The sequence below is a fragment of the Proteus penneri genome (genome assembly GCF_022369495.1).
In the GTDB taxonomy this organism is placed as follows: domain Bacteria; phylum Pseudomonadota; class Gammaproteobacteria; order Enterobacterales; family Enterobacteriaceae; genus Proteus; species Proteus penneri.
Window position 1 is genome coordinate 2,274,892 of record NZ_CP059690.1, and the last position, 21,335, is coordinate 2,296,226.

The following is a 21,335-nucleotide window of genomic DNA, read 5'->3' on the forward strand; positions in this document are numbered from 1 at the left end:
CAAAAACTGAGAAGCAACATTTTAACTCATTACAACCAAAAATATGGCATAGTAAGCAATAGAATATAAAATCGAAGAGAGTCTGTTAATGAAACGCCCTGATTATCGAGCATTACAAGCCCTTGATGCCGTCATTCGAGAACGTGGTTTTGAAAGAGCCGCGCAAAAGTTATGTATTACACAATCTGCCGTTTCTCAGCGTATCAAACAGTTAGAAAATTTATTTGGACAGCCGCTATTAGTCAGAACTGTTCCACCTCAACCCACTGAGCAAGGACAAAAATTATTAGCGCTATTGCATCAAGTAGAATTGCTTGAAGAGCAATGGTTAGGTGATGAAAATAGCGGCTCTACACCTCTTTTACTCTCTTTGGCGGTGAATGCGGATAGTTTGGCAACGTGGTTATTACCCGCTTTGCACCCTGTCTTAACGCAACTGCCTATTCGTCTTAATATTCAAGTAGAGGATGAAACTCGTACTCAAGAACGATTAAGGCGAGGTGAAGTCGTTGGTGCCATCAGTATTCAACCACAAGCACTACCAAGTTGCCTTGTCGATCAATTAGGCGCTCTTGATTATCTATTTGTGGCCTCACCTGATTTTGCCCAGCGTTATTTTGCAAATGGTGTAACTAAGTCGTCGTTATTAAAAGCGCCAGCAGTCGCATTTGACCATCTTGATGATATGCATCAGGCATTTTTACAACAAAATTTCGGTTTATCTCCAGGTAGTGTGCCGTGTCATATCGTGAACTCCTCTGAAGCCTTTGTGCAATTAGCTAAACAAGGTTCGACATGTTGCATGATCCCACATCTACAAATTGCTAATGAACTAAAAAGTGGAGAGTTGGTTGATTTAACACCGGGACTTTGCCAACGACGTATGCTCTATTGGCACCGCTTTGCACCAGAAAGTAGAACAATGAGAAAAGTAACAGATGCACTAATTGATTTTGGCCGTAAGGTTTTAAAACAAGGTGAAGAGTAATACATTATTTTATCTTGTTACCATAAAGAATAGGCTTCATATTGAAGCCTATTCTATTTTATCGCAGTACAATTATTTAGTGCGTTTTAATTCAAAAACCACATCCACATAATCTTTAAACTCAATACTTTGTTGTTGATAAGTTTCTTGTACGGCGGCAGGTGCTTGTGCTTTCAATGTCATTGCATCCATACGCACTTGTGCGATTGGATAAGGCGTTGCCTCTGGTGCTCGATAACTTACACTATAGACTGCCCCTAAATCAGCGCCAAAACCTTTTGCAACTGAACTTGCTTGATCAATCGCGTTTTTAATCGCCACTTCACGTGCTTTCGCTTTATATTGTTCTGGATTATTAACACCAAATTCAACGTTATTAATCTCATTTAAACCCGCCGCTAATGCGCCATCAAGTAGCGTATTAAGCTGTTCTAATTTCTTAATTTTAACATTAACAGTACGTGTTGCTGTATAACCATTAATCACCGAACGCTCTGCTTTTTTATCATACTCATAGTTTGGTTGAGTACGAATATTAGCAGCATCGATATCTTCCTTCACAACACCATTTTCTTTTAAGAAGGCAAAATATTTTGCAACACGCTCATCAACTTGTTTCTTAGCCTGAGCAGCATCTTTTGCTCTTTCGCTAACCTGAATATTTAATGTCGCCATATCAGGAGCTGCTTTAATTGTCGCATTACCCGATGTTGTAATATGTGGTCCTTCTGGCTCCGATGCAGCTAGTGCAATGGAAGGTAATCCCAACGTAAACACGGATGCTAATACAATCGCTTTTAATTTCACAAAAACCCCCTGACAAAATAAATTTTAATGCCCTGTTTTTAGGACTAAGAAGAACATTAGCATATATGATGTAAAGTTCTTTAAGATTAAAAGAGAGTTTTCCATCCTTGAGCCGCTAATTGCACAGCAATAAACCACATTACACATCCTACAAACAAATTAATGATACGTTGAGAGCGTGTTTTGCTTAATATTGGAGAAAACCAAGCCGCAAGTAGTGATAATGCGAAAAACCAACTTATAGAGGCAAATACTGCACCAATTGTAAACCAAGGGCGAAGATCTGTGGTTAATTGTCCACCAATACTGCCTATCACAACAAAAGTATCTAAATAAACATGAGGATTAAGCCAAGTTACAGCAATTAATGTCACAATCACACGCCAACGGCTTTTTACCTGATTTTCACTTTGTGATAGTTCAATATCTTTTGAAAAAGCTGTTTTAAATGCATTCCAACCATACCAAAGTAAAAATGCCACGCCTCCCCATGTGATCAATAATAAAAGCGTTTCTGATTGACTAAGTAATGCACTGCCACCAAAAACACCCGCTGTTATTAATACAACATCACTTAAAGCGCATAAAAATGCACTCATTAAATGAAATTGTTTTTTACTCCCTTGCTGTAAAACAAAAGCATTCTGAGCACCTATAGGTAAAATCATGGCAGCACTTAATAAAAAACCCTGAAAAAAAGTTGTAAACATGCAAAATACCTTAATAATTATTCGTTAGATATTAGCTGAATAATAGAGGGGTTTTGATATTAGAGGAAATGAATCATTCTTATCGGTAATAAGAAAAACTAATGGCGATAAAGACAAAAAAAGCCACGTTATTAACGTGGCTTTATGTCATCAATTTACTGTAAAACTACTCGGTTTTAGCTGTTGTATTTTGTGTTTGATGCATATAAACATCCATTTGTGGGAATGGAATACCAATATTATTTGCATCTAATGCGCGTTTAAAATTTTCCATTAAATCCCAATAAACCGGCCATGCATCAGCATTCGTTGTCCAAACTCGTACCACAAAATTTAATGAAGATGGCGCCATTTCATGTAAACGGATCGTCACGTCTTGTTCATGTTGAATACGTTTGTCTTTTGCAACAACGTCACCCAATACTTGTTTTACTTTATCAATATCAGCATCATAAGCGACACCAACAATAATTTGAGTACGGCGATTAGGCTCGCGACTTAAGTTGATCACTTCACTACTGATAATTTTACTATTTGGGATAACAATAATTTTGTCATCTGCTGAGCGTAATGTTGTAGAAAAAATCTGCACATCTTTCACAGTACCTTCTACAGAGCCAATCATCACATATTCATCCGTACGAATTGGACGGAAAATAACAATTAATACACCAGCAGCAAAGTTAGACAGCGAACCTTGTAATGCTAAACCGACGGCTAAACCGGCAGCACCTAGCACTGCGATAACAGACGCTGTTTGAACCCCTAATCGTCCTAATACTGCAATTAAGGTAAAAGCAACAACGGTATAACGAACTAGGACAGACAAAAACGTCACAACAGTAGCATCAATATGGCGCAATGTTAAAACTCTGGCGACACCTTTACCAATCATTTTTGCCACAAAAAGACCGACAAATAGTATCAAAAATGCAGCAATAATATTTACCGCATACTGAATAAAGAGATCCTGATTTGCGACAAACCAACCTGTTGCTTCATCTAAACTAGCGGGTAAATCATTCATTAGACCACCTTTTAAACTTAAAAACGTAATGAAAAGAATAGTAATTCAATAGTATATTGTGGCAGATTTATTCAAGAAATATATAGGATTTGTTAATTTCTTCTATTATCCAGAATAAATAACCGATATTTTTGTAACATAGTAGCAAAATCATCTAAACCACAAAAGGAGATGCTTTCATTATCGTAATAGCTCATACCCTCTTCCATTTCATCTGTCTCAAAATGCAAGGTATTGGCTCTTACCATCACTTCTTCGTCATCAATAGAAAGACTGTATTCTTTACCGATAAGTTCCCACTGTCTTTCACTGCCTTTAATACCTTCCATTTCTTCAATAATTTGATCTATCAGACTAATATCGCCTTGAATTTCATCATTCAACCAATAGCCTATTGCTTCATGATCCATCGAAAAACGGGCTAGTATACCGCCAGTGAGATCTCGCTGAAATTCATAATCCATGGTGTACGCCCCTTATAAAGCTCTCGCTTTTTTAATAAAAAATATCTTATTCTTATTATGACAAAAATAACAAAAAACGGGAGGCATTTGCCTCCCGTTTGTTCACATAAAATACTTTAAAGCAATAAATTAACCGTTATACCGTTGTTTGGAAAATAACTTGATCCGCTTTATCCGTATATTGCTCTAGTTGATCAAAGTTTAGATAACGATAAGTATCTTCTGCAGTTTCATCCACTTTACTCATGAAATCCAAATACTCTTGTGGCTCAGGTAAACGACCTAGTAATGAAGCCACTGCCGCAAGCTCCGCAGAAGCAAGATACACATTTGCACCTGTACCTAAGCGGTTAGGGAAGTTACGTGTCGAAGTTGAAACAACTGTTGCACCATCAGCCACTCGCGCTTGGTTACCCATACAGAGTGAACAACCTGGTACTTCGATACGCGCGCCACTTTTACCAAAGACGCTATAATAGCCTTCTTCCGTTAATTGTGCCGCATCCATTTTTGTTGGTGGCGCAACCCACAAACGTGTTGGTAATTGACCTTTGTGTTGATCAAGCAGTTTACCCGCAGCACGGAAGTGACCAATGTTAGTCATACAAGAACCAATGAACACTTCATCAATTTTGCTGTTTGCCACTTCAGATAGTAGGCGAGCATCATCTGGATCGTTAGGCGCACATAGAATTGGCTCTTTGATCTCATTTAAATCAATTTCGATCACTGCGGCATATTCTGCATCAGCATCCGCTTCAAGTAATTGCGGATCTTTCAGCCAGTTCTCCATCGAAGTGATGCGACGTTCAATCGTACGACGATCACCATAACCTTCAGCAATCATCCATTTCAGTAAGATGATATTAGATTGCAGGTACTCAATAATAGGCGCTTTATCCAGTTTAATAGTACAACCCGCCGCTGAACGTTCAGCTGATGCATCAGCAAGCTCAAAAGCTTGTTCTACTTTCAGTTCTGGTAAACCTTCAATCTCAAGAATACGACCAGAGAAAATGTTTTTCTTACCTTTTTTCTCAACTGTCAGTAAACCATCTTGGATCGCATAATAAGGAATAGCATGAACCAAATCACGCAGTGTCACACCCGGTTGCATTTCACCTTTAAAACGTACCAGAACAGATTCTGGCATATCTAATGGCATAACCCCAGTTGCTGCTGCAAAAGCCACTAGACCAGAGCCTGCTGGGAATGAGATACCAATAGGGAAACGAGTATGCGAGTCACCACCCGTACCAACAGTATCAGGTAATAACATACGGTTTAACCATGAGTGGATAATACCATCGCCCGGACGCAATGAAACACCACCACGATTCATAATAAAGTCAGGCAAAGTGTGATGTGTTGTAACGTCTACCGGTTTTGGATAAGCAGCAGTATGACAGAATGATTGCATCACTAAATCAGCAGAGAAACCAAGGCAAGCTAAGTCTTTTAGCTCATCACGAGTCATTGGACCCGTTGTGTCTTGTGAACCTACTGAAGTCATTTTAGGCTCACAATATTCGCCAGGACGAATACCTGTACGACCACAAGCACGACCAACCATTTTCTGAGCTAATGAGAAACCACGGTTGCTTTCTTCAACAGATTTAGCATGGCGGAATAGCGTGCTAACTGGTAAGCCTAGTGATTCACGCGCTTTTGACGTTAACCCACGACCAATGATCAATGGAATACGACCACCAGCACGAACTTCATCAATTAATACTTCTGTTTTCAGCTCAAAGGTTTCTAGTAACTCATTCGTTTCATGGTTACGAATTTCACCTTTATATGGGTAAATATCAATAACATCACCCATATTTAATTTAGAAACATCAACTTCGATAGGCAATGCACCTGCATCTTCCATTGTGTTAAAGAAGATAGGTGCAATTTTACCACCGAGAACAACCCCGCCACCGCGTTTATTAGGAACGAATGGAATATCATCCCCCATAAACCAAAGTACAGAGTTTGTCGCTGATTTGCGAGAAGAACCCGTCCCTACAACGTCACCAACATAAGCCAGAGGGAAGCCTTTTTTATTTAATGCTTCGATTTGTTTGATAGGACCAACACTACCCGGTTGATCAGGTTCAATTCCTTCGCGCGCATTTTTTAACATGGCTAAAGCATGTAATGGGATATCTGGGCGGGACCAAGCATCTGGAGCTGGAGATAAGTCATCGGTATTGGTTTCACCAGTGACTTTAAATACGGTAACAGTAATTTTTTCTGCTAATTCGGGGCGCTCAGTAAACCACTGCGCATCAGCCCAAGATTGCATAATCTGTTTAGCATAAACGTTGCCTGATTTGGCTTTTTCTTCAACATCATAGAAGTTATCGAACATCAGTAATGTGTGAGAAAGCGCTTTGGCTGCAATTGGGGCTAATTTATCGTTATCCAGAGATTCAATTAAAGCATGAATATTATAGCCACCTTGCATGGTACCTAATAATTCAACGGCTTTTTCTGGCGAGATAAGAGGTGATGTGGTTTCGCCTTTCGCGAGGGCAGTTAAAAAACCCGCCTTAACATAGGCAGCTTCATCAACTCCAGGTGGAACACGGTTAACAATTAAATCAAGAAGAAATTCTTCTTCACCTTTAGGGGGATTTTTTAATAGCTCAACAAGTGCGGCTGTTTGTGTTGCATCGAGAGGTTTTGGAACGACACCTTCAGCTGCACGCTCTGCTACGTGCTTACGGTATTCTTCTAGCACGACTGTCTCCTCGCTTCTTTGTCATTTTGTATAACCCGGCTGTCTGCACCTTATTAATAAAGTGCCAGGTCAGAGGATCTTTTGCTCGCATAAAACATAAGAGGTTGTGAAATTATGCCCAGCTAAGGGCTATCAGCATAGCAAATCTTCAACACGATGTTAATTCGTTCACATAAAAGTAACATTAATCAGATTCAAATATCCACTTATTCAGATTAAAACACTTAAACAAAATATATAACAGAGACTTTTAACCAAGATTTTGGTTAATAACCACACTTTTTATAGTTTTTTTCATACCCAAATTAGTACTAAAGTAAAATTTGCGGTCAAATAAACATCAATTACACAAAATAACCAGCATCACACAACCGAAGACAATCAAGCATTCAATAAAAAATATAAAAAAAGAGCCAAGTTCCATAAAGAACTTAGCTCTTATCATTTAAACTACTTTAGTAAACTGTTTTCAGTAAAAAAGTTGCTTATTTTTTCTTTTTCGCTTTTGGATTTGGCAGGTCAGTGATACTACCTTCAAATACTTCCGCAGCCATACCAATTGATTCGTATAACGTTGGGTGAGCGTGGATAGTTAATGCGATATCTTCAGCATCACAACCCATTTCGATTGCTAGGCCAATTTCACCTAATAGTTCACCACCATTAGAACCAACAATTGCACCACCGATAACACGGTTAGTTTCTTTGTCGAAAATCAGTTTAGTCATACCATCTGCACAATCTGATGCGATTGCACGGCCTGATGCAGCCCATGGGAAAGAAGCCACTTCATAGCTAACACCTTTCTCTTTCGCTTCTTTTTCTGTCATACCAACCCATGCAACTTCTGGTTCAGTATAAGCGATTGATGGAATAACTTTAGGATCGAAGTAATGTTTTTTACCAGAGATAACTTCTGCTGCAACGTGACCTTCATGAACACCTTTGTGAGCCAGCATTGGTTGACCAACAATGTCTCCGATAGCAAAGATGTGAGGTACATTAGTACGCATTTGCTTATCAACATGGATAAAGCCACGATCATCAACTTCGATGCCCGCTTTACCTGCGTCTAATAATTTACCGTTAGGCACACGACCGATAGCAACTAATACTGCATCGTAACGTTGTGGTTCTGCTGGCGCTTTTTTGCCTTCCATTGTTACGTAGATACCATCTTCTTTTGCTTCAACCGCAGTTACTTTGGTTTCTAGCATCAGGTTAAATTTCTTGCTGATACGTTTGGTAAATACTTTAACCACGTCTTTGTCAGCAGCAGGAATAACCTGATCAAACATTTCAACTACGTCAATCTGAGAACCCAGAGAGTGATAAACCGTTCCCATTTCCAGACCAATGATACCGCCACCCATAACCAGTAAACGCTCTGGTACGGTTTTCAGTTGCAGTGCATCTGTTGAATCCCATACTCGTGGGTCTTCATGTGGAATGAATGGTAATTCGATTGGACGTGAGCCGGCAGCAACGATTGCATTTTCAAAAGTGATGGTAGTTGTACCTTCACCACCTTCAACAGACAATGTGTGAGAACCTGTGAATCGTGCTTCGCCATTAACAACAGTCACTTTACGGCCTTTAGCCATGCCCGCTAAGCCACCGGTTAATTGAGAAATAACTTTGTCTTTCCAGATGCGAATTTTGTCGATATCTGTTTTTGGTGCATCAAAAACAACACCGTGTTCAGATAATGCTTTCGCTTCTTCGATAACTTTAGCAACGTGGAGTAACGCTTTAGAAGGGATACAACCCACGTTCAGACAAACACCACCTAAAGTAGAGTGACGTTCAACTAAAACTGTTTCTAAACCTAAGTCAGCGCAACGGAACGCCGCGGAATAACCCGCAGGGCCTGCACCGAGAACCACTACCTGTGCTTTAATTTCAGTACTCATCGTGACCTCATTATTTATTTGTCCGGCGAGTCAGACGAAAATCCATATTTAACACCGAGACTTACATACCGCATGCAGTTTACAGAAATGTTAATAAACTGAAAAGCGCTCTAACATGACGGATCTCACAACCTAAGATGTATGACTGTAAAATCCATCACTGTAATCAGAGAAACCGGCGCTAAGCACCGGTTTAAATAATTACATTACCAAACGACGTAAATCGCTCATGTACTGATTAATCAGAGTGATGAATCGAGCACCGTCAGCACCATCGATCACACGGTGATCGAAAGAGAGTGACATTGGTAGAATCAAGCGTGGTACGAATTCTTTACCATTCCATACTGGTTTCATAGAAGAACGGGAAAGTCCCATAATCGCAACTTCTGGTGCGTTAACGATCGGTGCAAAACCGGTAGTACCGATACCACCAAGGCTAGAAATAGTGAAACATCCGCCTTGCATATCTGCAGCTGTCAGTTTACCTGCACGTGCTTTCTTAGAAACTTCAGCTAACTCATAAGACAGTTCGATAATGCCTTTTTTGTTAACATCTTTGAAAACAGGAACAACTAAACCGTTAGGTGTATCTACAGCAATACCAATATTGATGTATTTTTTCAGGATCAGTTTCTGTCCATCTTCAGAGATAGAGCTGTTAAAGCGTGGCATATCGGCCAGTGCTTTTGCTGCTGCTTTCATCACAAAGACTAACGGAGTGATCTTAACATCCAGTTTTTTCTTCTCTGCTTCTTTATTTTGCTGTTTACGGAATTCTTCAACCTCAGTGATATCTGCTTCATCGAACAGATTTACGTGAGGGATCATCACCCAGTTACGGCTTAAGTTAGCACCAGAGATTTTCTGGATACGGCTTAATTCAACTTCTTCAATTTCACCGAACTTACTGAAGTCAACTTTCGGCCAAGGTAACATGCCTGGTAATCCGCCACCTGCATTCGCTGGTGCAGATTCAGCACGTTTAATTAACTCTTTCACGTAAGACTGGACGTCTTCACGTAAGATACGGCCTTTACGACCAGTACCTTTCACTTTCGCTAAATTCACACCAAATTCACGCGCCAAGCGACGAATAACCGGTGTTGCATGAACGTAAGCATCATTTTCAACGAATTCTTCTTTCGCCGCTGGTGCAGTCGCTTGTGCTTTAGCAGGTGCTGCCGGTGCAGAACTTGCTGGTGCTGGTGCAGTTGCCGCTGGTGCTTGAGCAACAGGTGCTGCACCTGCAACTTCAAACATCATGATCAGTGAGCCAGTTTTCACTTTGTCGCCCACCGCAATTTTGATCTCTTTAACCACACCTGCAAATGGTGCTGGAACTTCCATAGAAGCTTTGTCACCTTCAACGGTGATCAGTGATTGTTCTTCGGAGATGGAATCACCGACTTTAACCATCACTTCAGTCACTTCAACTTCGTCATCACCGATATCTGGTACATTCACTTCTTTCACAGCAGATGTTGCTGGTGCAGATGCTGCTGGAGCTGGTGCTGCCTGAGCAACAGGTGCGCTACCTGCAACTTCAAACACCATGATAAGAGAGCCTGTGCTCACTTTATCACCCGTTGCGATTTTGATTTCTTTCACTACACCAGCAAATGGAGCTGGAACTTCCATAGAAGCTTTATCACCTTCTACAGTGATCAGTGATTGTTCTTCAGCAACGCTATCACCCACTTTTACCATCACCTCGGTAACTTCAACTTCGTCACCGCCGATATCAGGTACATGAACTTCTTTTAATTCAGCTGTCGCAGGCGCAGCGGCTGGTGCAGGTGCTTCAGCTTGAGCAGGTGCAGCTTGCGCAGCACCTTCTGCTTCAAAAATCATGATAAGAGAACCGGTTTGAACTTTATCGCCCACAGCAATTTTGATCTCTTTCACTACACCCGCTTGTGGTGATGGGACTTCCATAGAAGCTTTGTCGCCTTCTACAGTAATTAAGGATTGTTCTTCCTCAATACGGTCGCCCACTTTCACCATCACTTCGGTGACTTCAACTTCATCCGCACCGATATCTGGGACTTTAATTTCAATAGACATTCACTTTACCTCTTACGCCAGACGTGGGTTTACTTTTTCAGGGTTGATGTTGTATTTATTGATTGCTTCTTCAACAACCTTCACATCAATCTCACCACGTTTAGCTAATTCACCTAATGCAGCAACAATCACATAAGAAGTATCAACTTCGAAGTGGTGACGCAGGTTTTCACGGCTATCAGAACGACCGAAACCATCTGTACCTAATACGCGGTAATCATCTGCTGGTACATAAGTACGAACTTGTTCAGCGAACAGTTTCATATAGTCAGTAGAGGCTACAGCTGGTGCATCATTCATAATTTGAGCGATGTAAGGTACACGCGGTGCTTCAGATGGGTGTAGCATGTTCCAACGTTCACAATCTTGACCATCACGAGCCAATTCAGTGAATGAAGTTACGCTATAAACATCAGAACCAATACCGTATTCAGTAGACAGGATTTGTGCTGCTTCACGAACGTGACGCAGAATAGAACCTGAACCCAGTAACTGAACTTTACCTTTCGCGCCTTCCAGTGATTCTAGTTTGTAGATACCTTTACGGATACCTTCTTCAACACCGGCTGGCATTGCTGGCATATGGTAGTTTTCATTCAGTGTAGTGATGTAGTAATAAACGTTTTCTTGTTTATCACCATACATACGCTCTAAACCATCCTGCATGATAACAGCAACTTCATAAGCGAATGCTGGATCATAAGAGATACAGTTAGGGATAGTTAGCGATTGAATATGGCTATGACCATCTTCGTGTTGTAGACCTTCACCGTTAAGTGTTGTACGGCCTGAAGTACCACCTATTAAGAAACCACGAGCTTGTTGGTCACCTGCTGCCCAGCATAGGTCGCCAATACGTTGGAAACCAAACATTGAGTAGTAGATATAGAAGGGGATCATTGGCAGATTGTTAGTGCTGTAAGATGTTGCAGCTGCTAACCAAGATGCGCCAGCACCCAGTTCGTTGATACCTTCTTGCAGAATTTGGCCTTTAACGTCTTCTTTATAGTAAGCAACTTGCTCACGATCTTGAGGCGTATATTGTTGGCCATTCGGGCTATAAATACCGATTTGACGGAACAGACCTTCCATACCGAAAGTACGTGCTTCGTCAGCAATAATAGGTACTAAACGATCTTTGATAGATTTATTTTTCAACATCACGTTCAGTGCACGAACGAATGCGATAGTTGTAGAAATCTCTTTAGATTGTTCTTCTAATAATTGGCTGAAATCTTCCAGTGTCGGAATATCCAGTTTTTCGTCAAAACGAGGACGACGAGCTGGTAGGTAACCGCCTAAATCCTGACGACGTGCGTGCAGATATTTGTATTCTTCTGACTCTTTATCAAAAGTAATATAAGGCAGGTCTTTGATTTGCTCATCAGCAACTGGAATATTGAAACGATCACGGAAATGGTGAACACCATCCATGTTCATTTTTTTAACTTGGTGAGCGATGTTTTTACCTTCTGCTGTTTCACCCATACCATAACCTTTAATGGTTTGAGCTAAAATAACAGTTGGTTTGTTTTGAGTGTCTTTTGCTTTTTGGAATGCTGCAAAGACTTTCTTCGGATCGTGACCACCACGGTTTAGTGCCCAGATTTCATCATCAGTCATATCTTTAACTAATGCAGCAGTTTCTGGGTAACGATTGAAGAAGTGCTCGCGAACATAAGCGCCATCACGAGATTTAAATGTCTGGTAATCACCATCCAGAGTTTCATTCATTAATTGAATGAGTTTACCAGAGGTGTCTTTACGCAGAAGCTCATCCCAACGATCGCCCCACATGACTTTGATAACGTTCCAGCCAGCACCCGCAAAGATACCTTCTAATTCGTTAACAATTTTGCCGTTACCAGTAACTGGGCCATCAAGACGTTGTAAGTTACAGTTAACAACGAAGCACAGGTTATCTAATTTTTCGCGAACTGCGATGGTGATTGCACCTTTAGATTCTGGCTCGTCCATCTCTCCGTCGCCTAAGAACGCATAAACCGTTTGTTTAGTCGTATCTTTTAAGCCACGGTGATTCAAATATTTCAGGAATTTAGCTTGGTAAATTGCAGATAGTGGTCCCAGACCCATAGAAACAGTTGGGAACTGCCAGAATTCAGGCATTAATTTAGGGTGTGGATAAGAAGATAAACCTTTACCACCAATTTCTTGACGGAAGTTGTTTAATTGCTCTTCAGTTAAACGACCTTCTAAGAATGCACGTGCGTAGATACCTGGGGAGATATGGCCTTGGAAATAAACCAAGTCGCCGCCATCATTGTCATTATGGGCACGGAAGAAGTGATTAAAGCATACTTCATATAACGTTGCAGAAGACTGGTATGACGCCATGTGTCCGCCGAGTTCCAAATCTTTTTTGGATGCACGCAGAACCATCATTACTGCGTTCCAGCGAATAGCAGAACGAATACGACGCTCTAATTCCAGATTGCCAGGGTAAGCGGGTTCATCTTCAGCAGGAATGGTATTGATATAATCACTGTGTACAGCACCGCCTAAAGCGATATTAAGACCACCATTACGGGCTTGTTTTAATACCTGATCAATCAGAAACTGTGCACGCTCAACACCTTCTTCACGGATGACCGAGTCGATCGCTTGTAACCAGTCGCGAGTTTCGATCGGATCCACGTCATTTTTCAGCATATCTGACATGGTGTATTCCTTATCTGTTATCTGTTTTTAATGGTTATGGGAGCCTATCTTCCCGTTATACCCATCTGATATGACGGGAAGATAGGCCCTGCTGTTATTACCGCTTCCCCTGAAAATCACAGGGCGATAGGTAGTACAGACTCAGCGGTCAGGATCTGTGCTACTAAAATAAATCAGGATGTTGTTGTAGCCGGCGCAAAGAGCGCTCACGGCGAGTATGTTCACGACTCATATCCAACAAAACATCTTCAATAAAGGCCAAATGGCGATGTGAAGCTTCACGCGCTACCTCCGGCTCTCTATTAATAATAGCCTGATAAATCTGACTACGATGTTCACTTACTGCTGTTAACATCTCTTTACGAGTGTAAAGAAACTCAAAATTCTGGCGAATATTTTGCTCAAGCATTGGCACCATGCATCGTAATAGATGCAATAAAACAACATTATGAGCAGCTTCCGTAACAATTAATTGATATTGCAATACCGCTTCAGATTCAGCGACTAAATCACCCTTTTCGTGGGCTTTCAAGATGCAATCATGACTAGCTTTGATACGTTCAAGATCTTCATCGGTGCCACGTAATGCAGCATAATATGCAGCAATACCTTCAAGTGCATGGCGCGTTTCTAAAAGATCAAATTGAGATTCGGGATGTCCGCTAAGCAGTTGAGCTAAAGGATCACTAAAACTTTGCCAGAGATTGTGCTGAACAAAAGTACCACCGCCTTGGCGACGGAGTAAAAAACCTTTAGCTTCTAATTTTTGGATTGCTTCACGCAATGAAGGGCGAGATACATCAAATTGCTTCGCCAGTTCACGCTCAGGTAAGAGTTTTTCTCCCGGACGCAGAGTACCTTCTAAAATCAGATGTTCAAGCTGTTGCTCAATAACATCAGAAAGCTTAGGTTGGCGGATTTTTGTATAAGCCATATTGCTGAAAGCCATTATTGGATAACTATTACCTTAGTGATTGAGTTGTCAATTGGTAATACCAATTTAATATAACGGATAATAAAGTAACAAAGTATTCACTAACTGTCCATACAGTTGTTGAGCGAAATCATAAAAACCTGCAAATTTTAACAAATTATTTTAAAAATTCATCAAAAGTGATAACCAGATCGCATTATTCAGAAACGTCAAAAAATAAATTTTTTAACGTTTTTTAAACACATAAACAGTCAAACTGAAGCGTGACAGCAATATTATTTTGAATTTAAAATTAAAATTAATGATTTAAAATTCAATTCAACTAGTTATTTTGTTAACAAACTGCGGAAATAAGCCCAATCAAAGTGAGGCCCCGGATCAGTTTTTCTATTTGGTGCAACATCACTATGCCCAGTAATATTTTCTTCAATGGCAGGATACAGAGCAATAAGCGATTGAGTTATCTTCACTAATTGCTGATATTGCTGCTGAGTAAAATCGCATTCATCAGTACCTTCAAGCTCAATACCTATTGAGAAATCATTACATTTTTCTCTGCCTTTATATAAAGAAACGCCAGCATGCCATGCCCTCTCTGTAAAAGGCACATATTGTACAATTTCACCATCACGCCGAATAAGACAATGAGCAGATACTCTTAAACCGATTATTTCACTAAAAAAAGGATGATCTTGCTCTGATAATGTATTGGTAAAAAGTTGGTCAATATAAGGCCCACCAAATTGGCCTGGAGGCAAACTGATATTATGAACAATTAATAAAGAAGGAGACTCACCTTCAGGTCTCTTATCATGATTAGGTGAAGGAACCTGTCTAGCATCGATTAGCCAACCTTGTTTTATTTCCACATCAACCCTCTTTTATTTTGTTTTAGACATTATCAATAACTTTATTAGCTCATACTCATCAATAAATGCGAACTTTCCCTCAATAATAAAGGTTAAATATGTATATCTCCTTTTTCTTTTCGATATTTTACTCAAACTTTATTTTATTTATTCGCCAATAAAGTCCTTTTTTTTCATACTTCTAGTGTCTATTACTCAAGGAGGACGCTAGATGAATGTACTTAATTATCACTCTAATGAAAATGGTTTTACCCTTATGGAACTTATGATTGTGATTGCTATCATCTCGATTTTAAGCTCTGTTGCTATTCCGGCCTATCAAGGTTATATCCAAAAAGCCGCATTAACCGATGTATTGCAAACACTGTCGCCCTATCGTTCTGCAATAGAATTATGTCGTTATGAAAATGAGCCTCAACACTGCAATTCTGATTCAACCTTTATGCCTCAACAATTTCGTAGTCGATATTTGTCTGATATTAATGTGTTAAACGGCGTGATTAGTGCAACTGGAAAATCTCAGCTTGATGGTCTAACGATTACAATGTCTCCAGAAAATAGAATTAACGACCTTCTTCCAGTCTGGAAAATACAATGTTCAGCAACAAATCTTACGTTGCAAAAACAGTGCAATGAAATTTTAAAATCAGATTAGTGCTTTAAATATAAAAGAGCACTCATATTGAGTGTTCTTATTATGTACTTTAAATATCGCAGACAACGCAGATAAATTAAAAAGTAAAAGTATAAAGAGGTGAAGAATGGATATCACACACTCTGCAACAGAATTTATTGAACATCTATTACGTGAAAGTATTTTAAAACGCGTCTCTGATTTACATATAGAGCCTCAACAAACCAGTGTAAGAGTTCGCGCCAGAATAGATAATCATTTATATCTATTATCATCCCCTCCGGATGAATTCTCTGAAGAAATAGTCACTCGATTAAAGATACTTGCTAACTTAAATATTGCAGAAAAACGGTTACCTCAAGATGGGCAATTTAGTTGGTCTTATCATGAAAAAAGATATTCAATACGAATAGCGACACTTCCCACGCTGTATGGTGAGAAAGTTGTTTTACGACTAATAAATAATTTACAACAACCAGAATTAAATCATCTAGGTTTTCAACTTTCACACTTAACGCTATTAAAAAAATATTTAAATTTACCTCAAGGAATGATTTTAGTCACAGGGCCAACGGGAAGTGGAAAAACACTCACTTTATATAGTTGTTTACACTATTTAAATAGAGAGAACCTAAATATAAATAGTGTTGAAGATCCAATTGAATTACCTTTGAAGGGGATTAATCAAATTCAAATTTCTGAAAAATCAGGGATCTCATTCACAACAATATTACGAGCATTACTACGCCAAGATCCTGACATTATTATGGTAGGTGAAATACGTGATCAATCTACAGCCGAAATGGCAATAAAAGCAGCACAAACCGGGCACCTTGTATTATCAACCTTACATACTAATTCGGCTTCATCTACAATAATGCGTCTACATAACTTAGGTATTGAAAAAGATCTTATCCATTCCTGTGTTAGTTTAATTATTTCACAACGATTAGTTCGTTGTTTATGTCCACACTGTAAAATATGCTTATCCAATAAACAGCATATTAATATCAATAAAGAAATAGTCGAATTACCAAATTGGCAAGCCGTTGGTTGTCAGCAATGCTGTTCAGGCTATAATGGAAGAACGGCTATTTATGACTGTTTTGAGCCGTCAAAACAAACACATTCATCCCTTTATCACTTATTCTATTCCGGTTTTTCGTTAATAAGACAAGGGATCACAACACTTGAGGAGGTTTATCAAACGCTAGGAGATATTGAATGAAATTACAGCTAATTTATCGCTATGATGCATTAACTTATCAAGGAGAATTATGCACTGGAAAAATACTTGCGTCCTCGAATAACGAAGCATTTATTAACTTAACTCAACAACAAAAAATCCCCATAAAAATTCGTTTATATAAGATCGTTTTATTTCAAGATGCTGATAAACAATATCGAATTCAATTATTCGAACAATTAGCTTTATTACTACATTCTGGTTTGGCACTTCTTCCTGCATTAACACTATTAAAAAATGAATGTCGTTATTCACATTGGCAATGTGTATTAGAAGATATTATTTTTAACTTAATGCAAGGAGGTTCTCTTTCTAAACAATTAAATCGCTATCCACTTTATTTTCCGACCTCACTAAATCGTTTTGTTCTTATTGGTGAAGAAAGTGGAAAATTAGATGAAGTAATTACGCTGCAAATAATACAGTTAAAAAAACAGCGAGAGATTGTAAAAAAAATTAAAAAATCGTTTAAATATCCTGTCTTTTTACTGACTATATTAGTTTTTATTACCAGTATTATGTTGCTTTATGTTTTACCTGAATATCAGTCCTTATACAGCGCCTTTAATACAGAACTTCCTCATTTAACATTAATCCTGATTAATTTTTCACAATGGCTTACTGATTATATCAGTATGATAGCATTTATCTTCTTCGGTTTAATATTTTTTTATCGTTTAATTCGTTACTCTTTATCACCCTTTTATTTCGCTGAACAAGCTCTTCTTCTTCATACTCCCTATTTAGGTAAACTTTTAAAATATCAGCAATTACATCTTATTTTTCAAATAGTCAGTATTACACAACAAGCAGGATTACCTTTATTACAAAGCTTAAAAATAGGAACAGAACAACTTTCACATCCTATTTATAAACAACTCCTTTCTAAAATGAGTGATCACATTATACAAGGTAAATCGTTGAGCTTATTTATGAAAAATGAGCCACTCTTTACGCCTATTTGTTATCAGTTTATTATTTGTGCAGAAAACTCTGGGCAATTGCTCTATTTTTGTCAGCAATTAAGTGATTGGTTTTATCATCAACTCGATGAGCAATTAAATACCATTAGTGCTTGGTTAGAGCCAATACTTATGACGGTCATCGCATTGATTATTGGTACATTAATCATTGCTATGTATCTTCCTATATTACAGTTAGGTGATACTATACAGTGAGTCACAATTTTTATGAGTGAGAGGCTGTTACTATGTTTTGCACTAACTCATTGATTGATGGTAATTCTATCACATATTATCAGGTAGGATGTTAGGGTAGCAGAAAATCACCTATCATAATAACCGAATAAAACCCAAATATTGCGGTTATTATCTTGTGATAAAAACAAAATTAGGCTTTAGAATACCTAGACTAATAGTAAATTTTAATTCATTAAAAACAGATAAACTCAAATGGCTTATACGGTTGCTCTTACAGGCGGAATAGGCAGCGGTAAAACTACCGTTGCTAATGCTTTTGCCTCATTAGGTGTACCTCTTGTTGATGCTGATATTATTGCTCGATTAGTGGTAGAGCCTCACTCCTTAGGACTAAATGCATTGCATCAACATTTTGGTGACTGCATTTTACTACCCGATGGCTCATTAAACCGAGCGCTGTTGCGCCAGATTATTTTTGAAAATAATGAAGAAAAAGATTGGGTTAACAATCTTCTCCATCCATTGATACAGCAAGAGACTCAAAAACAGATACAGCAAATTAATGCGCCCTATCTTATTTGGGTTGTTCCATTATTAATTGAAAATAAATTAACGCATCTCGCCTCTCGTATTCTTGTTGTTGATGTAACACAGGAAGAGCAAATAGAAAGAACCATGAAACGAGATGGCGTAAGTCGAGAGCAAGTTCTCAATATTTTAAAAGCTCAAGCTCAAAGACAAGAACGATTAGCCGTCGCTGATGATATTATTGAAAATCACGATAATAGCCAACATATGATTGAAAAAGTTAAGCAACTTCATCAGCATTACTTAGAATTAGCTCAACAAGCGTTACAGGACAATTGCCATGAGTGATGACATCACAACAATCATCTTCGAACATCCCCTCAATGAAAAAATGCGTTCATGGCTTAGAATTGAAAACTCATTGATTCAAATTAACAGTTTTAGTGCAATTGATTCATTACCCACGGCTCTCTCGTTTTTCCGTGCGATATCAGAATTTATTGAAGTACTTGATCGTGGCGAAATCCGCGCTGAATTACTTAAAGAATTAGAAAAAAGACAAAAAAAATTACAGCAATGGCTTTCATTTCCTAATGTTGATAAAGCAATTGTCACTCAAATTATTGATGAATTAGCTGAAAATGCAATTGTATTAAGTAAAGCTCCTCGCATTGGTCAACATTTAAAACAAGATAAAGTCATCAATTTAGTTAAACAGCGCCTAAGTATTCCTGGTGGATGTTGTAACTTTGATGTACCAGCATTACATTTGTGGTTAAGCTTACCTCAAGCAATTCGTGATGAAAGATTACAAAGCTGGCTGACGGGGTTATTGCCATTACAAAATGCATTAAATAGTTTACTTATGCTTATTCGCCAATCAGATACATTTAAGCCCGTTCTCAGTCACCGTGGTTTTTATCAAGACAGTGCTGAAGAAGCTGAATTGCTACGTGTTAAAATAGCCATCGACCACCAAATCTATCCTCAAGTCTCTGGGCACAAAAATCGCTATGCGATCCGCTTTTTACCACTTGATAGTGAGAATGGAACAGTACCTCTAGATCTACCTTTTGAGATCGCTTGTTGCTAACATTATGTTTATTGATATGAGCATAAATCGCACCAATGAAATCTAGGAGAGATAATGAGCGAAGAATTAGTTGTAAAATGTCCAACCTGTCAAACAGAAGTTGTTTGGAATGAAAGTAGCCCTTATCGCCCTTTTTGTAGTAAGCGTTGCCAACTTATTGATTTAGGTGAATGGGCTGATGAATCAAAGCGTATTCCAAGCCAAAGTGATATTAATGATAGTGATGATTGGAGTGAAGCTCCGCAATATGAGCCTAAAGACATCTAACTTTCTAATTCTACACATAAAAAATAGCCACTCAATCGAGTGGCTATTTTATTTATAAACGCTTATTTAACACTATTCTACTTTTGCAATAATGCCACAATGGTGCGGTTTGCAGGTGGGAAATCATCAGCATTTAACGATCCAATAGATGTCCACTTAAATTCTTGTCCTTCTTTACCATATGGCTCATTATTCCATTGCGTGACTAAGAAAAAAGATAAAGTAATGTGTCTATCTGGAAAATCATGCTCTACCGTTTCAAAAAGTGAGCATTGCGTTACATCAATACCAATTTCTTCTTGTAATTCACGGAATAGCGCCTGTTCTGGAGTCTCTTTATCTTCTAATTTTCCCCCGGGAAATTCCCAAAATCCCCCCATATGCGATTTTAGAGGACGTTGTGTGATAAAGACATTATTGTGTTGATCACAAATAATACCCGCAGCAATATGTAGCTTCTTCTTATCCATTATAGACAACCTATTGAATATTAACGTCATTATAACATCTTAGTGTTATTATAACGCATATCCAACCGTGCTACTCTGGTTTTCTTTCCCTTGCTATCTTGATTAATTAACGATAAATAGGTAACAAACCAAACTGTGCTAATGTTTGGCAAATAATCCCTACGGCACCAAAAGCGATAACTGAATAAATTAATCCTTTACCTCCCCACACTTTAAAGCCTGAGTTGGGAAATTTATCTCGCGCTTTCAGTGCCATAACTGCAGGACAGATAATTGCCCAGATACAAGCAGCCGTACCTGCATACGCAATTGCAATATAATTGAAGGTTCTTTATTAACCGACTTATTTTCTATTTTTTAGTCCTTACTAAAATAAGGATAGAGCTATCACATTGCACGAGAGCCATTATTATTGTGGAGTATTATTTATTTGATAGGTTTTAATATAGCAGTAAAGTGTCTTAACACAGGTGGTTCATATTCGAATTCAAGACCTTTAATTCAACGTGTGCTGCTGTTGTGTCAAAATGGAAATGAGAAATAAATACAGGATTTTTCGCTTTTCCATCTTTTTGTTTATCTTTTAATAATACTGGAAAAAGAATATTAAATATATTTTGGATGGATATAAAAAAGGATTATTTTTCAGGAAAGAAGAAGGCGAGTTGAGAATCAATATTAAACCATTTATTCAATCTGAAGAAACCTCTTAATATTATTAAGACATTAAATGATGAGAACATAC

The 21,335-nt window shown here is 38.6% G+C and carries 20 protein-coding genes; 7 read left to right on the forward strand and 13 right to left on the reverse strand.

What is annotated here, in order from left to right; genetic code table 11:
* Window positions 1-88: 88 nt before the first annotated feature.
* Window positions 89-988 carry a LysR family transcriptional regulator ArgP gene (locus H1225_RS10395; RefSeq protein WP_109407438.1) on the forward strand — a complete coding sequence of 300 codons (900 nt, stop codon included), beginning with the start codon at window positions 89-91 and terminating at the stop codon, window positions 986-988.
* Window positions 989-1,060: 72 nt separating this feature from the next.
* On the opposite strand, the gene H1225_RS10400 is transcribed toward H1225_RS10395, so the two are convergent.
* From H1225_RS10400 to ampD, 10 genes are all read right to left on the reverse strand, one after another.
* Window positions 1,061-1,795, reverse strand: a complete 735-nt coding sequence (locus H1225_RS10400; RefSeq protein WP_006533709.1) for an oxidative stress defense protein — start codon at window positions 1,793-1,795, stop codon at window positions 1,061-1,063.
* A gap of 86 nt (window positions 1,796-1,881) precedes the next feature.
* Entirely contained in the window at window positions 1,882-2,505 is a 624-nt protein-coding gene (argO, locus tag H1225_RS10405) for an arginine exporter ArgO (RefSeq protein ID WP_072063360.1), read from the reverse strand.
* A 166-nt stretch (window positions 2,506-2,671) separates the two neighbouring features.
* Window positions 2,672-3,532 carry a small-conductance mechanosensitive channel MscS gene (gene mscS, locus H1225_RS10410; protein ID WP_006533711.1) on the reverse strand — a complete coding sequence of 287 codons (861 nt, stop codon included), beginning with the start codon at window positions 3,530-3,532 and terminating at the stop codon, window positions 2,672-2,674.
* A 92-nt stretch (window positions 3,533-3,624) separates the two neighbouring features.
* Window positions 3,625-3,996: a YacL family protein gene (locus tag H1225_RS10415; RefSeq protein WP_006533712.1), complete on the reverse strand. Its 372-nt coding sequence runs from the start codon at window positions 3,994-3,996 to the stop codon at window positions 3,625-3,627.
* Between the two features lie 136 nt (window positions 3,997-4,132).
* Complete coding sequence (acnB, locus tag H1225_RS10420) at window positions 4,133-6,730, reverse strand: bifunctional aconitate hydratase 2/2-methylisocitrate dehydratase (protein ID WP_115065520.1); 2,598 nt, start codon at window positions 6,728-6,730, stop codon at window positions 4,133-4,135.
* A gap of 485 nt (window positions 6,731-7,215) precedes the next feature.
* Window positions 7,216-8,643 carry a dihydrolipoyl dehydrogenase gene (lpdA, locus tag H1225_RS10425; RefSeq protein ID WP_072063363.1) on the reverse strand — a complete coding sequence of 476 codons (1,428 nt, stop codon included), beginning with the start codon at window positions 8,641-8,643 and terminating at the stop codon, window positions 7,216-7,218.
* Window positions 8,644-8,844: 201 nt separating this feature from the next.
* Window positions 8,845-10,710, reverse strand: a complete 1,866-nt coding sequence (gene aceF, locus H1225_RS10430; protein WP_161671289.1) for a pyruvate dehydrogenase complex dihydrolipoyllysine-residue acetyltransferase — start codon at window positions 10,708-10,710, stop codon at window positions 8,845-8,847.
* A gap of 12 nt (window positions 10,711-10,722) precedes the next feature.
* On the reverse strand, window positions 10,723-13,389 hold the full coding sequence (aceE, locus tag H1225_RS10435; RefSeq protein WP_072063365.1) for a pyruvate dehydrogenase (acetyl-transferring), homodimeric type: 2,667 nt from the start codon (window positions 13,387-13,389) through the stop codon (window positions 10,723-10,725).
* A 163-nt stretch (window positions 13,390-13,552) separates the two neighbouring features.
* Entirely contained in the window at window positions 13,553-14,323 is a 771-nt protein-coding gene (pdhR, locus tag H1225_RS10440) for a pyruvate dehydrogenase complex transcriptional repressor PdhR (RefSeq protein ID WP_072063494.1), read from the reverse strand.
* A 326-nt stretch (window positions 14,324-14,649) separates the two neighbouring features.
* Window positions 14,650-15,192, reverse strand: coding sequence for a 1,6-anhydro-N-acetylmuramyl-L-alanine amidase AmpD (gene ampD / locus H1225_RS10445; RefSeq protein WP_006533724.1), 543 nt, complete (start codon window positions 15,190-15,192; stop codon window positions 14,650-14,652).
* Between the two features lie 211 nt (window positions 15,193-15,403).
* Between ampD and ppdD the strand changes: the two genes are divergently transcribed.
* The 6 genes from ppdD (at window position 15,404) to yacG (ending at window position 20,120) form a co-directional block, all read left to right on the forward strand.
* A complete protein-coding gene (ppdD, locus tag H1225_RS10450; RefSeq protein ID WP_006533725.1) occupies window positions 15,404-15,847 on the forward strand; it encodes a prepilin peptidase-dependent pilin in 444 nt (147 codons plus the stop codon).
* A gap of 106 nt (window positions 15,848-15,953) precedes the next feature.
* Entirely contained in the window at window positions 15,954-17,054 is a 1,101-nt protein-coding gene (locus H1225_RS10455; RefSeq protein WP_161724779.1) for an ATPase, T2SS/T4P/T4SS family, read from the forward strand.
* Entirely contained in the window at window positions 17,051-18,250 is a 1,200-nt protein-coding gene (locus H1225_RS10460; RefSeq protein ID WP_161669504.1) for a type II secretion system F family protein, read from the forward strand. The genes H1225_RS10455 and H1225_RS10460 overlap by 4 nt, the downstream gene beginning before the upstream one ends.
* 234 nt (window positions 18,251-18,484) lie before the next feature.
* Window positions 18,485-19,108, forward strand: a complete 624-nt coding sequence (gene coaE / locus H1225_RS10465; protein ID WP_006533731.1) for a dephospho-CoA kinase — start codon at window positions 18,485-18,487, stop codon at window positions 19,106-19,108.
* Window positions 19,101-19,853, forward strand: a complete 753-nt coding sequence (zapD, locus tag H1225_RS10470) for a cell division protein ZapD (RefSeq protein WP_006533732.1) — start codon at window positions 19,101-19,103, stop codon at window positions 19,851-19,853. The genes coaE and zapD overlap by 8 nt, the downstream gene beginning before the upstream one ends.
* Window positions 19,854-19,907: 54 nt before the next feature.
* Window positions 19,908-20,120 (forward strand): DNA gyrase inhibitor YacG, encoded by a 213-nt coding sequence (yacG, locus tag H1225_RS10475; protein ID WP_006533733.1) that lies wholly within the window; start codon window positions 19,908-19,910, stop codon window positions 20,118-20,120.
* 77 nt (window positions 20,121-20,197) lie between these two features.
* On the opposite strand, the gene mutT is transcribed toward yacG, so the two are convergent.
* The 3 genes from mutT to tnaC all read right to left on the reverse strand — a co-directional run bounded on the left by mutT (window position 20,198) and on the right by tnaC (window position 21,333).
* Window positions 20,198-20,590 (reverse strand): 8-oxo-dGTP diphosphatase MutT, encoded by a 393-nt coding sequence (mutT, locus tag H1225_RS10480; RefSeq protein WP_072063371.1) that lies wholly within the window; start codon window positions 20,588-20,590, stop codon window positions 20,198-20,200.
* A gap of 106 nt (window positions 20,591-20,696) precedes the next feature.
* Window positions 20,697-20,846, reverse strand: a complete 150-nt coding sequence (locus tag H1225_RS10485; protein ID WP_232240022.1) for an aromatic amino acid transport family protein — start codon at window positions 20,844-20,846, stop codon at window positions 20,697-20,699.
* A 382-nt stretch (window positions 20,847-21,228) separates the two neighbouring features.
* Complete coding sequence (gene tnaC / locus H1225_RS18435) at window positions 21,229-21,333, reverse strand: tryptophanase leader peptide (protein ID WP_161748211.1); 105 nt, start codon at window positions 21,331-21,333, stop codon at window positions 21,229-21,231.
* Window positions 21,334-21,335: the final 2 nt, after the last annotated feature.